The 13,165-nt window shown below is 61.8% G+C and carries 11 protein-coding genes; 6 read left to right on the forward strand and 5 right to left on the reverse strand.

What is annotated here, in order from left to right; translation table 11 throughout:
- Positions 1 to 213: 213 nt before the first annotated feature.
- From J3P92_RS16085 to J3P92_RS16095, 3 genes are all read right to left on the reverse strand, one after another.
- Entirely contained in the window at positions 214 to 3,900 is a 3,687-nt protein-coding gene (locus J3P92_RS16085) for a translocation/assembly module TamB domain-containing protein (RefSeq protein WP_434648226.1), read from the reverse strand.
- Positions 3,897 to 5,624, reverse strand: a complete 1,728-nt coding sequence (locus tag J3P92_RS16090) for an autotransporter assembly complex protein TamA (protein ID WP_434648229.1) — start codon at positions 5,622 to 5,624, stop codon at positions 3,897 to 3,899. Before J3P92_RS16090 ends, J3P92_RS16085 begins: the two co-directional genes overlap by 4 nt.
- A gap of 65 nt (positions 5,625 to 5,689) precedes the next feature.
- A complete protein-coding gene (locus J3P92_RS16095) occupies positions 5,690 to 6,334 on the reverse strand; it encodes a GNAT family N-acetyltransferase (RefSeq protein WP_420765811.1) in 645 nt (214 codons plus the stop codon).
- Positions 6,335 to 6,509: 175 nt separating this feature from the next.
- On the opposite strand from J3P92_RS16095, the gene xthA reads away from it, so the two are divergent.
- The 6 genes from xthA (at position 6,510) to J3P92_RS16125 (ending at position 12,520) form a co-directional block, all read left to right on the forward strand.
- Positions 6,510 to 7,322, forward strand: coding sequence for an exodeoxyribonuclease III (gene xthA / locus J3P92_RS16100; RefSeq protein WP_434559689.1), 813 nt, complete (start codon positions 6,510 to 6,512; stop codon positions 7,320 to 7,322).
- Positions 7,323 to 7,546: 224 nt separating this feature from the next.
- Complete coding sequence (locus J3P92_RS16105; RefSeq protein WP_420765809.1) at positions 7,547 to 8,881, forward strand: substrate-binding domain-containing protein; 1,335 nt, start codon at positions 7,547 to 7,549, stop codon at positions 8,879 to 8,881.
- A 383-nt stretch (positions 8,882 to 9,264) separates the two neighbouring features.
- Positions 9,265 to 10,194: an alpha/beta fold hydrolase gene (locus tag J3P92_RS16110; RefSeq protein WP_420765808.1), complete on the forward strand. Its 930-nt coding sequence runs from the start codon at positions 9,265 to 9,267 to the stop codon at positions 10,192 to 10,194.
- Positions 10,195 to 10,331: 137 nt separating this feature from the next.
- Positions 10,332 to 11,726 carry a 2-oxoadipate dioxygenase/decarboxylase HglS gene (gene hglS, locus J3P92_RS16115; RefSeq protein ID WP_434648232.1) on the forward strand — a complete coding sequence of 465 codons (1,395 nt, stop codon included), beginning with the start codon at positions 10,332 to 10,334 and terminating at the stop codon, positions 11,724 to 11,726.
- 10 nt (positions 11,727 to 11,736) lie between these two features.
- Complete coding sequence (locus J3P92_RS16120) at positions 11,737 to 11,907, forward strand: hypothetical protein (RefSeq protein WP_434648235.1); 171 nt, start codon at positions 11,737 to 11,739, stop codon at positions 11,905 to 11,907.
- A gap of 94 nt (positions 11,908 to 12,001) precedes the next feature.
- Positions 12,002 to 12,520, forward strand: coding sequence for an Hcp family type VI secretion system effector (locus tag J3P92_RS16125; protein ID WP_434648237.1), 519 nt, complete (start codon positions 12,002 to 12,004; stop codon positions 12,518 to 12,520).
- A gap of 168 nt (positions 12,521 to 12,688) precedes the next feature.
- On the opposite strand, the gene J3P92_RS16130 is transcribed toward J3P92_RS16125, so the two are convergent.
- Both J3P92_RS16130 and J3P92_RS16135 read right to left on the reverse strand, forming a co-directional pair.
- On the reverse strand, positions 12,689 to 12,862 hold the full coding sequence (locus J3P92_RS16130) for a hypothetical protein (RefSeq protein WP_420765804.1): 174 nt from the start codon (positions 12,860 to 12,862) through the stop codon (positions 12,689 to 12,691).
- Between the two features lie 30 nt (positions 12,863 to 12,892).
- Positions 12,893 to 13,135, reverse strand: coding sequence for a hypothetical protein (locus J3P92_RS16135; RefSeq protein WP_420765803.1), 243 nt, complete (start codon positions 13,133 to 13,135; stop codon positions 12,893 to 12,895).
- Positions 13,136 to 13,165 lie beyond the last annotated feature (30 nt).

Genomic DNA, 13,165 nt, shown 5'->3' on the forward strand with positions numbered 1-13,165 from the left:
TGAATGTATGACGAGATGTTACTGCCTAGGCAGCAAATGTCAAACAAATAGTTAGTTAGCTACGCATGAACACGCAAGGTGCAGGAAGGTGACCCAATGTGGGAGCGAGCTTGCTCGCGATAGCGGTGTATCAGTCAACGAACATGCTGAATCTGACGGCGCTATCGCGAGCAAGCTCGCTCCCACAAGGGGATTCTGTTTTTTGGGAAGGAATCAGAAATCGCGCTTGTAAAAGATATCCAGCGAACTGGCGACGCCGCTCGCGGCTTCGAGGTAGACCTTTTTGCTCAGCTTGTAGCGCAACGCGATGGTATTGGCCGGTTCGAACACACCCACGCCATAGCGCAGGCTGAGTTTTTCCGACAGGTTGCCGCTGGCGACCACGCTGGTGTCGTTGCCACTGCCTTGGGTGTCGAGCTGGAAATCTTCGATCCCCAAATTGTTGGCCAGGCTGGTGGTCACTCCGGAGCTGCCCATCAAGCCCAGGCCCAGCGCTGCCTGGGCGAGCATGTTGTTGTCCTCCCCCGTGGTGCTCAACGGCCGGCCCAGCACCAGGTAGGACAACGCCTGCTCCTGGCTCATGGCCGGCTCCGAGAAAATCTGCGTGGCTGGCTGTTCGGCGCTGCCGCTCAGGCGGATGCCGGCGATCACATCGTCGGTCTGGCGGATCGCCTCGATGTCCAGGTACGGCTGGTCAATCGGCCCGGCGAACAACAATCGCGCCCGACGCACCGTCAGCCGTTGCCCATAGGCTCGGTATTTGCCGTCGTTGAGCCACAGCTCGCCGCGTGTGTCCATGTTGTCGCCGATGTGGACCTGCCCTTGCACATTGGCCGTCAGGCCGAAACCTGAGAAGGCGAGTTTTTCCTGGCCGACGATCACGTCGATGTCCATCGCCATGGCCATCGGCACCTCGCCCTCTTCAGTCTGGTGGCCGACGATCACCGTGTCATCCGAAACCTTGACCGTAGACGGCGGCAGCTCGCGTATGGTGATCTCGCCCTTGGGCACCAGGACCTTGCCCGCAATCGAAAGCCGCTCCCCTTGCATCGTGATGTTCAGGTCTGGCGCGACATCCAGCACCGCGTAAGGCTCGACGGCGACCGGCAGTTGCGAGCCCTTGAGCGCCAGGTCCAGGGTCAGGGCCTCGCCCCAGCTGATGTTCCCCGTCAGTCGGCCTTGCCCGCTCTTGCCACTTTTCCAATCACCATCGAGCCGTACGGTTTCGCCAGCGATCATCGCTCGCATTTGCAGGGCTTCGAGGCTGACCGGCAGCTCCGGGCCGGACACTTCGCCGTCACTGAGCACGAGGTTGCCGTTGACCTGGGGCGCGAGCAAGCCACCGGACAGCGTGCCGCTGCCGTTCAAACGACCGGTCAGGGTTTCCACCATCGGCACGAACGGCCGGGCTACCGACAGGTCCAGACCGCTCAGCCGGAAGGTGCCGCTCAACGGTTTGCTGGCCGGCAACGGATTGATTCGCGCCTGAAGCGTCAGTTCACCCAGCCTCTCGCCGACGAAATTGACGTCCGTATCGATGCGCGTGGGCGTCAGGCGGCTGTTGAGCGTCAGGGTCTGATAGGGGAAATCCAACCATTGCCCCTTGCCCTGCTCTTTGTCTCGAATTTGTAACGTACCGCCGCTGGCATCCACCAACACTCGACCGCTTGGGCCGCTGGCCGGCAAGTCCAGTTGCAGGTCGGCATTGAGCCGGCCCTGCCAGCCGAAGTCCTTGGGCATCCACTGGGCCAGGCTTTCGATGGGGAATTGCTTGAGGTGATAGCGCAGCTTCGGCTCCGGCATCAGGCGCTGATCCTCGCCGCAGAGGCTGGCCGGGCCGGATCGCCAACAGTGAGCACCGAAGTTCAGCGTGCCGTTGGCCAGGCGCTCCAATTTGGCCGGCGCCTGCAAGCGCCAGGTTTGCCCGCCGACTTGTACATCGCCCTTGGCAAGGCGTCCACGCCAGTTGCCTTGGTCGAGCGAACCATCAAGAGCCAAGTTGGTTTCCAACTGGGGCCCTTGCAGGTCGAGATTGAGCCTCTGTTGCTTGATGTCGCCCTGTCCGCTGACCGTCAACACGCCCAGCGATGTTTCGCCGGCCCGGATGCCGCTTGCCTTCAGGTCGACCTTGCCCCGCTGCGCACTGTCGAGCGCCGCGTCCAGGTTCAGGCTTTGCAGGCGGTTGTCCTGAAAAGCCAACTGGGTGCCTTGCACACCGAGCTTGCCTTGGGGCGCCTTGAGCGTTCCGGCCAGGTCGACGCGTCCGGAGACTTGGCCACGTAATTGCGGCCAGAGTTGGGCCAGCCGTGACAGCTTGATGTCGATCTGACCGCTGAGCTTCTGTTGCAGGCTTGCGGTGCCGTTGATGCGATTGTCGCCCAGACGAATGTCCAGGGCGCCGAGGTTCCATTGCTCGCCTGCACCGTTGGCCTTGGCCTGGAACAGCGCCGGTTGGCCGCGCAGCTTGCCCTTGAGGTCCAGGTCCGCGTCGAGTTCGAGGCGGTCGTTTTTCATCGCACCTTTACTGCGCAACGGCCCGGCCAGCGTGCCGGGAAGCTCGCCAAGCCAATACGCCGGGTTGATGGCCGACAATTGCAGCGCCGTATCCCAAGCGATGCCGTCGGCAAATTGCAGGCTCAAGTGCCCCTCGGCCTTGCCCTCCCCGGCGGCGACCTTGAGCTGCGGCAGGTGGATTTGCGTCAGGTCGCCGCTGAACGGGCTGTCGAGGCTGAACGCCCCGGCCGGACCGTCCAACGCTGCCTGGAAGTTGCCGAGGTATTGGCCATCGGTGTACGAGACCTCGCCATTGAAACTGCGCAGCGTGACTTGCGGTTCTTCGATCAGCGGATAGAGGCGATGCCAGGGGAAATCCAGCCAAGCCACTTCCGCTTCGGCGCTCAGGCCCTCGCGCCAATCCAACCGTCCGGTGAGCTTGAGGCTTTGCTGGTCGCCGGCCTCAAGATCAAGGCCGGCGATCTGCGCACCGTTGGCGTCCACCTTGCCCTGCAACAGCAACGCCACCGGTTTTTTTTCGGCGCGAAGGCTCGCCTTGCCATGCAACTGGTAACCCTTTTTCAGGTCGCCTTCGCCGGTCAATTCCACCTGGTCGAGCAGCAGCGTGTCCGGTAAATCGGCGCTGGCCTTGAAGCCATCGGCAGTGATGCGCACCTTGGCCGGCAGGTTGTCCGCCAGGGGTTGCAGCTCGCCGGTCAGGCGGCCTTGCAGATAGCCGCTGCTGTCGGCGGCCAGATTGAGGGTCTTGAGCAACTCGCCATCGACTTTCAGATCCAGCGCCCAAGGCGTCGCACCCGGTGCCGGCAAAGTCAGCTGGCCCGCGGCACTCAGCGGCCAATCACCATGCGGCTGCAACAGGCCGGAGAGTTTCAGGCTCAGTTCGTCGCGTTGCAGTTGCACCGAGTCGATCTGCAAACCCTCGGCGGTCCAGTGCGCCGCCAGTTGCAGGCCCTTGAGTTGCTCGCTGCCGTTGAACGACAGGCTGCCCACCTGGACGTCGCCCAGTTCGATCGCCAGGGGCAAGTCCAGGTCCGGCAGGCTGATCGGACCGCTGCTCGGCTCGTCGGCAGAGGCCGGCAGTTGCACCGCAACGTTGTCGGCCTTGAGCTGATCGATGCACAGGGTCATGCGCAGCAGGCACGACAGCGACCAGGCGAAGATCGGCTGATGAAGCTCCACCCGGCTGGCGTCCTGCTGCCACAGCACCCGGTCGGCGCTCCATTGGCCGCCCAACCGCCCCTGGAAATTCTCCACGGTCAGGCCCGGCACCAGGCCGAGTGCCCAGCGGCTTCCGAACGCCGTGCCCAACACGATGCTCGACATGAGCACGAGCGTCGCCAGCAACCCGCCGAGGGCCAGCAACGTTATCTTCAAACCGCGATTCACAACTCTGGCCCCATGGAAAAGTGCAATCGAATGCCGCCGTCGTCGTCCAGCGCGTGGGCCAGGTCGAGGCGGATCGGGCCGACCGGCGACACCCAGCGCACGCCGACGCCGACGCCGGTCTTCAGGCTCGGCAGCTCGAGACTGTTGAAAGAGTTGCCCTGATCAACAAAGGTTGCGACCCGCCATTTTTCCGCGACTGAATACTGATACTCGAGGCTGCCGGCCACCATGTAGCGGCCGCCGATACGGTCGCCCTCGGAGTTCTCCGGCGACAAGCTCTGGTAGTCGTAGCCGCGCACGCTCTGGTCGCCGCCGGCAAAGAACCGTAGGGACGGCGGAATCGATTTGTAGCCATTGGTGGCGCTGCCGCCAATCTGGGCGCGCGCCAGCAGGCGATGCTTGTCGAACACGGTGGTCAGGCCCTTGACCATGGCGGTGCCGTACAAAAGGTTATTGTCCGACCCCAACCCCTCCTTGGCGACCTTGGTGTCAAATTGCAGCCGATAGCCATTGTGCGGGTCGATACGGTTATCGCTGCGCAGGTACGAATAGCTCACACCCGGCATCAGCAACGTGCTCAGGCCCGAATCGTCACCGAGACGGTACTCCTCGCGCTGCCATTTGAGCGACACCACCCGCTGCCAGCCGCTGGGCAACTTGCTGTGCCATTCCGGCCCGACGGTCAGCAGTTTGCTGAGGGTGTCGGTGCCGGCCAGTTCTTCATATTGATAGCCGCCGGCGTAGCGCAGCTTGTCGGTCAGCGGCGGGTCCAGCGGCACGTCATACCAGAGGCCGACGTTCTGCCGGGGCGCCGAGACTTCCGCTTCCCAGCCGTAGCTGTGCCCCTGCGGGTTGACCCAGTGACGCGTCCAGTTGGCCTTGGCCCGTGGCCCGACGTCAGTGGAGAAACCCAGGCCCAGGCCCATGGTGCGCGGCTTGCGAGTATCGAGTTTGACCGCCACCGGGATCACGTTGCCGGTGGCCGCGGTGGGTGCTGCATCGACGCGAACACCTTCAAAATAGCCGCTCGATTGCAAAGCCTGGTTGAGTTCGGCAATGAGCTCGGAGTCGTAGGGCGCGCCCGCCTTGAACGGCACCATGCGTTGCAGCAGGTCTTCGTCGAAGGGCGTGTCGCCTTCGAAACTGACCGGCCCCAGGGCGTAGCGCTGGCCGCTGTCGTAGATCAACTCGATATCGGCAATACCGGCCTGCGGATCCACGCGCAACGTCTGGCTGACGAAGCGTCCGCTGAAAAAACCATAGCGCGAGGCCTGGTTCTGGATCGTCCGCTTGGCGTCTTCATATCGACCGTGATTGAGCACAGCGCCTGGCTTGAGGCCCGCGCCGCCGGGCACGCGAAACCCCTCGAGCGATGACGCTGGGCCGTCGATGCGGATCGTGACATGACGCAAGTGCACCGGCTCGCCGGGGTCGATGGTCAGGATCAGGCGCGGCGCCTTGCCCGCCTTGACCTCGCTGTCGATCTGCGGCTGGTAGTAGCCCAGCGCCTGGGCCGCTTTGCGCGCCTGCTCTTCGGCGCCGCGACTGAAGCGCAGCAACGCTTCTTCATCACGGTCGCCCACACCACCGATGTAGCCTTCTATGTTGGCCTTGAGTTCATCATTGGACGGTTTGACCCGCACATCCAATTCACTTTGTGCCAGCGCCACGCAGCTGAGAGACAGCAAGAGCGCGCCACCGGTCATTCGTCCTGGGAAGTTCATGGCGCGGATGCTATCACGAGGTTGGGAGCCTGATAGAGCCAGACGACTCCCAAAAGTTCGTCTGATTAAGCCGTCGCGCTCCGCAGAACCTGCGGGTTCGCATGAAAGAACACATGCTCGCGGATCGGTCCTACGGCGACTTCGCCAATTTCCTCGTAACCCTGGCGTTTATAAAATTCGAGGTAACGGGAATTACCCGTGTCCAGCACCACGCCTTGGGAATGCTCGTCCACGGCGCACCAGTTATGCACTGCTTCGAGTAACTGCTCACCGTAGTGTTTGCCCTGGAATTGCGGATGAACCCCCAACAACGGCAATACGTGCACCGCCTCCGACGGCAGGCAGGCCAGCACCGCGGCGTGGTACTCCAAGTACCGCCGGGTACAGCGAAATCCGGTGCTCAAGACCATGCGCAGGCGCCAGGCCCAGCTTTCGGTAATGCCCAGGCGGCGCTGCGGTGGGGCAATCAGCGCGATGCCGATCAAGCGATCGTCCACCAACAGACCGATCGCCGGCAGATCCTGGAAGAAATGCTGTTTGACCAGCTCTCGCACGGTCGCCCGCACCCGCTGCTCGTAACCGGGACGCTCGGACTCGAACAGGTAGCTGAAGGTCGGCTCGTGGCGATAAGCCTGATACAGCAATGAACGCGCTTCGCGGGAATAACCGCTGTCGAGCATGTGGATATCAGCAGTGGCGGTTTCAGGCATGGCGTTGCGTCTCCTGGGCGGGCTCGGTGAGGCCCTGCTCTTATTGACTACGAACCCGGCAGGGTTGCGATCGTTCCTACATGCCAAGGACATTAGCAGTGCATTTGTCCTACTGCCACGCTGGCTCCGCTCCCACATGTCAGCTAGCATCGCAGTTTTGCCAGGACAGCCGACCATGAAGATCGTCTCCTTCAACATCAACGGCCTGCGAGCCCGTCCCCATCAGTTGGCGGCACTGATCGACAAGCACCAGCCGGACGTGATCGGGTTGCAGGAAACCAAGGTCCACGATGAACAGTTCCCACTGGCCGAGGTGCAAGCCCTCGGTTATCACGTGCACTACCACGGGCAAAAAGGCCATTACGGTGTCGCCCTGCTCTCTCGCCAGCCTCCGCTGAGCTTGCACAAAGGCTTCGAGACCGACGACGAAGACGCCCAGCGGCGCTTCATCTGGGGCACGTTTGCCGATGCCAACGGTGTGCCGGTGACCATCATGAACGGCTATTTCCCACAAGGTGAAAGCCGCGATCACCCCACCAAATTCCCGGCCAAGGAGCGCTTCTACAGCGACTTGCAACAACTGCTGGAAGCCCGCTTCAGCAACGACCAACCGGTCGTGGTGATGGGCGACGTGAACATTTCCCCCGAGGATTGCGACATCGGCATCGGCCCGGACAACATGAAGCGCTGGTTGAAGACCGGCAAATGCAGCTTCCTGCCGGAAGAGCGCGAATGGATGGCTCGCCTGAAGAACTGGGGCCTGGTGGACAGCTTCCGCCACTTGAATCCGGACGTCACCGACCGCTTCAGTTGGTTTGACTATCGCAGCCGTGGTTTCGAAGACGAACCCAAGCGCGGCCTACGCATCGACCTGATCCTGGCGTCCCAGGGCTTGCTGCCACGGGTCAAGGACGCCGGCGTGGACTATGAACTGCGGGGCATGGAAAAGCCGTCGGACCATGCGCCGATCTGGTTGGAATTGAACTGAATCCCAGCCTTCGGATTCCCTCCAAAGGCTGCCCTGTGGAAGCGAGCTTGCTCGCGATAGCGGTTTATCTGCCACATCAATACTGACTGTGCTGCCGTCATCGCGAGCAGGCTCGCTGCCACAGTTGCTGCGCCGGTTATTGGCCGGCGTCGCACCGCTGTCATCTTTCAGTAACCCGACTGACTTAATCTTCCGGCATTTCCCAAGGTCAGAAGGTGGCCGGCATGCGGCTGTGCGTTGTGTTTTTCCTGGGCCTCTGGCTGCCGTGCGTGGCATGGGCCGGCCGTTTGCCCATTCCTGAACACGGCCCCGCCCTGCGCCTGCAGGGCTCCAACACCATTGGCGCGGCGTTGGGGCCGGCCCTGGTCCGAGGCCTGATGGAAGACCAGGGATTGCTCAAGGTCAGCACTGAAATTACCGGCCGCGACAACGAGCAACGCATCGTCGGACAAACCGCCGAAGGCCAGCGAGTCTCAGTCGAGATCGCCGCCCACGGCTCCAGCACCGGATTCACCGCCCTCAAGCAAGCCAACGCCGACCTGGCCGCCTCTTCCCGGCCGGTCAAGGACAGCGAACTGCACGACCTGGCGGCCCTTGGAGACCTGAAAAGTCCTACCGCCGAGCAAGTCATCGCCATCGACGGCCTGGCGATCATTCTTCATCCACAAAACCCGTTGCGACAGCTCGACACCCGGCAACTGGCGCGCATTTTCAGTGGCGAGGCGAAAACCTGGGAAGCCGTGGGCAGTGTCGGCGGGGCAATCCACCTGTATGCGCGGGACGAGCAGTCCGGGACCTACGATACCTTCAAGGAACTGGTACTCAACCGACAAGGGAAAAAGCTGGATCCTACAGCTCGGCGCTTCGAATCCAGTGAGCAGTTGTCGGACGCTGTCAGCCAGGACCCGCAGGGTATCGGTTTTATCGGCTTGCCCTACGTAAGGCAGGCCAAGCCCCTGGCAATTGTCGACGGCGATTCCCAGCCGATGTTGCCGCTGAACAACCTGATTGCCACCGAGGACTATCCCCTGTCCCGACGTTTGTTCTTTTACCTACCCCCTCTGCAAAGCAATCCCTGGGCCGAGGCTCTGGTCGATTTCACCCAAAGCGAACAGGGCCAGGCCATCGTTGCAGCGAACGGGTTCATTGCCCAGACCGTACAAGCGATGTCCGTCACCCCCAACGCGCTGATGCCAGAGGGTTATCAGGCCCTGAGCCGCCATGCCCAGCGCTTGACGGTGAATTTTCGTTTCGAAGAAGGCAGTGCCAGCCTGGACAACAAGGCCCAACAAGACCTGGGCCGCGTACTCGATTACATCAAGCAGCACGGCAAGGCCGACCGGCGCGTGACCCTGGTAGGTTTCGGCGATCTCAAGGACGACCCGGCGCGAGCCGACCTGCTGTCCAGGCTTCGGGCCATGGCGGTGCGGCGCGAACTGGTCAAATACGGCGTGACCCTGCGCGAGGTACGCGGGTTCGGCGCGTTGATGCCGGTGGCGGCCAACAGCGAAGACGAAGGAAGGGTCCGGAATCGGCGGGTGGAGGTTTGGGTATATTAAACGCCACAATCAAAAAGCGAACTCGGTTTTGTGGCGAGGGAGCTTGCTCCCGTTCGGCTGCGCAGCAGTCGTTGAACGGCCGACGTGGTGTTCCTGATCACCACGCCAGCCCCTTTTGGGGCCGCTGCGCAGCCCAGCGGGAGCAAGCTCCCTTGCCGCAAAAGCCAGTGCGCTACCGCCGGCCGACTCGACCACTGACGCTTTCAACGTTCCCCATGAATCTTGGCTATACATGAAAAAGGAGATTCGCTGGCCGACATCGCGTGTTTCACAGCAAACCCGCCCCGTCGTCGCGGTATCCCCAGGTTTGAGCTTCACTTACGTAATGACGCCGCCGACTCAGGAGGCGGGTCGAATCCACCATGACCCATGGAGGTAAAGACATGCTGGTGTTGTGGGTGGTCCTCGCCGTGTTCATCGTCTGGAGCTGGCTGACGTATCCAGGCATCGGACATGTGTTGTACGACCTGGGTATGGCCTTGGAAGCGCGCCTTTATCGGCTGCACAAAATCACCGTGCCCATCAGCGAAATGACCGTGTCGACCTGGCAAGGCGGGCCTTACGAAGCCTCCGGCAGCATCCTGATGTTGCATGGCTATAGCGCCGACAAGAACCTGTGGCTGCGCTTCGCCCGGCACTTCGTCAACCAGTACCGGGTAGTCATACCCGACTTGGCCGGCCATGGCGAAACCGGCTTCAAGGCCGGCGGCGGCTACGACATCCCGACCCAGGCCCGGCGAGTCATCGAACTGCTCGATGCCTGCGGCCTGGACAAGGTCCACGTGATCGGCAACTCCATGGGCGGCCACCTTGCTGCGTGGCTGGCGGCGACTTCGCCTGAACGAGTGCTGACCCTCGCGCTGATCGACCCGGCCGGCGTCACTGCTCCCGAGCCCAGCGACATGGAGCGTCACCTGGCCGCCGGCCACAACCCGTTTCTGGTCCATTCCCGGGATGATTTTGCGCCCTTCTATGCCATGACCATGGCATCCCCGCCGTGGCTGCCCAGCGTTGTACTCGCGGCGTTGGCCCAGCGTTACGAGCAGCGCCGGGAGGAATTGGCGGAGATTTTCGTCGACTTGCGCGCCAGCCCGGCGATGGAGCCTCGCCTGGACGATATCCGCGCACCGTCATTACTGCTATGGGGACGCAAGGACCGGCTGATCGACGTCAGCAGTGTGCCGGTGTGGAGCAAGGGCATCGCCGACCTGCGAGTGGAAATCTGGGAAGGCGTAGGGCACATGCCCATGGTTGAAAAACCCGGCAAGACCGCGGCGCTGTATCGGGACTTTCTTGAGGGATTAGGGCAGTGAGGAAGATGCAGGGCTGAAATGAGCCACCCATCAGTCCTTGGCAGAATGAAGTCCTGAAGATTCTTCGTTTGCCGGCACTGGCGAAGGCTGCGATCTTTCGTCCAACTTTCCCACAGCCCTCGCCAGGAATCCTTACGATGAGCTTCGTCAGCCCCGACTTGATCCGTCAACGCTTCTCCAAGGCGATGTCCGACATGTACCGCGACGAGGTCCCGTTGTATGGGGCATTGATGAACCTCGTGGAGCAAACCAACGCCCAGGCACTGGCCAACGACCCATCACTGGCCGAGCACCTGAGCAGCACCGGCGAACTTCAACGCCTGGACATGGAACGCCATGGCGCGATCCGCGTCGGCACCGCCCCGGAACTGGCGATGCTGGGCCGGCTGTTCGCGGTCATGGGCATGCAGCCGGTAGGTTACTACGACCTGACGCCGGCTGGGGTGCCAGTGCACTCAACGGCCTTCCGCGCCGTTCATGAAAAGTCGCTGCAAATAAGCCCGTTCCGAGTATTTACGTCGCTGTTGCGCCTGGAATTGATCGAAAACAGCGAGCTGCGGACCTTTGCCGAGTCGGTGCTGGCCAGACGGAAAATCTTCACCCCGGGCGCCCTTGAACTGATCGATCTGGCCGAACGCCAGGGCGGCCTGACGCAACCCCAGGCTGACGATTTTGTCCTGCAAGCGCTGGAGACTTTTCGCTGGCACCACAGCGCCACCGTTACCGCCGATCAATACCGACAACTCAGCGCCCAGCATCGCCTGATCGCCGATGTCGTGGCGTTCAAGGGGCCGCACATCAACCACCTCACACCGCGGACGCTGGACATCGACGTCGTCCAGGCCCAGATGCCGCTGCATGGCATCACGCCCAAAGCGGTGGTCGAGGGGCCACCGCGTCGTCGGTGCCCGATCCTGCTGCGCCAGACCAGCTTCAAGGCGCTCGATGAACCCGTCGCGTTCACTGACCAACCCCAATCCCAGGGCAGCCACAGCGCCCGTTTCGGGGAAATCGAACAACGTGGCGCGGCTCTTACGCCAAAAGGACGGGCGCTCTACGACCAACTGTTGAATGCTGCGCGGGATGCCTTGGGCGAATTTCCCAATGAAGCCAATGCCGAACGCTACAACGCGCTGATGGCCGAACACTTTGCTCAGTTTCCCGATGATCACCAATCATTGCGCCGACAGGCGCTGGCTTACTTCCGCTATTTCGTGACGCCGGCGGGGCTTGCCGCCAAAGGCGCGATGGAACCGAATGTCTCGCTGGAACGCCTGTTGGAACAGGGCTATCTGCGCGCCGAACCGCTGGTCTACGAAGATTTCCTGCCGGTCAGCGCCGCCGGGATATTCCAGTCGAACCTTGGCGACGCCGCCCAGAGTCACTACGCAGGGCAATCCAATCGACAAGCGTTCGAAACTGCACTGGGACGGCCGGCCATCGATGAGTTGGGGTTGTACGCCGAGACACAAAAGCGCTCCCTCGAGGAATGCCTGTTGGCGTTGGGCGCTCAGCAAGCGAGCCACGAATAAAGAGCAGGAAATGGCACAACAGCTCATCGGCCATGCCCTGTCGTTGCTGTTCGTTGCCCGAGGCAGGCGCCCTGCGCTGCGTGGGCAATGGAACGTGGAGCGCGGTGCAACCTTCTGCGTGAATTTCGCGACTTTTCCGCTATACCCAATCGCAGAAAACCTACAACTGATTGATTTTTAAACATTTTCTAAAGATGGCATAGCTCTTGATAACGGTCAGCCGCCTCGGGACGATTCCCGCCCCGGCACCCGTTATCCAGGAAGGAGAGCATCCATTGGCTACCCCCGCTTACATGTCCATCGAAGGCACCAAACAAGGTCTGATCACCGCCGGAGCGTTCACCGCCGACTCGGTGGGCAATACTTATCAGGAAGGTCATGAAGACCAGATCATGGTGCAGGGTTTCCAGCACCAGGTGACTATCCCCCGCGACCCTCAGTCCGGGCAGCCAACCGGCCAGCGCATACACAAGCCCTTGGTCATCACGAAGGTGTTCGACAAGGCCTCGCCGCTGCTCCAGGCAGCCCTGACCAGCGGCGAACGGCTGACGAAAGTCGAAATCCAGTGGTATCGCACCTCGGCCGCGGGCACCCAGGAACACTACTACACCACCACTCTGGAAGACGCGATCATCGTTGATATGAACGACTACATGCTTAATTGCCAGGACCCTGGCAACAGCCACTTCACCCATCTGGAGGACGTCCACTTCACCTACCGCAAGATCACCTGGACCCACGAGGTGAGCGGCACTTCGGGCCCCGATGACTGGCGCACCCCCGTCACAAGCTAAGCCTCACGGGTGTTCGCCCAGTGCGACGGCCTCGGCATTCCATGCACTGGTAAAGAGCCTGGCACTGGGCGAACGCAAACAATGATAGTGGAGCTTGCGAGGGATGTGCGTGAGCCAGGCTTAAATTATTCTTCATGAGGATGGCAAGGCAGCCTGCTCCCGGCGGCGTTATTTGCGCCTTGCTGTTTTCTGCGCGTCGGTTTCCTGCGCATCGGGGTTGCCCTGCTGCTGTTCGCGCTTGGCCGGGTCGTTGGGCCGCAAAGCGTCGTTGTCACGCTCCACTTCACCGGGCAAGGCCGGGGCATCGGGGTTCTGCTGGGTTTGATCATGGCTGGACTTCATCACGAACTCCTTGGGTTGGCTTGAAAGGTATCAAGCGTCGGGGTCTGCCATTTCCTCGGCAACGTTGGCATCTGGCGAGCGTTGGTGGAGCTCCTCGGCCTTGGTTTTCAAATCTTGCCACCGGTCCAGGTCAATCTCTCCCAGGCCGAACAGGTCGTCGGCGAGCCGCATCAGCTCGGTGAAATGAGCATCAGGCGACTCCTGCCAATAGGCCTTGTCGTCGAATAGCCGCTGCCAGTTGGCCAGCGACGGTTGTTTGATGTCATCGCTCATGACGGACTCCCGCGAGGCATTCATAGGTAT

The sequence above is a fragment of the Pseudomonas sp. D3-27 genome (assembly GCF_051132165.1).
Lineage (GTDB): Bacteria > Pseudomonadota > Gammaproteobacteria > Pseudomonadales > Pseudomonadaceae > Aquipseudomonas.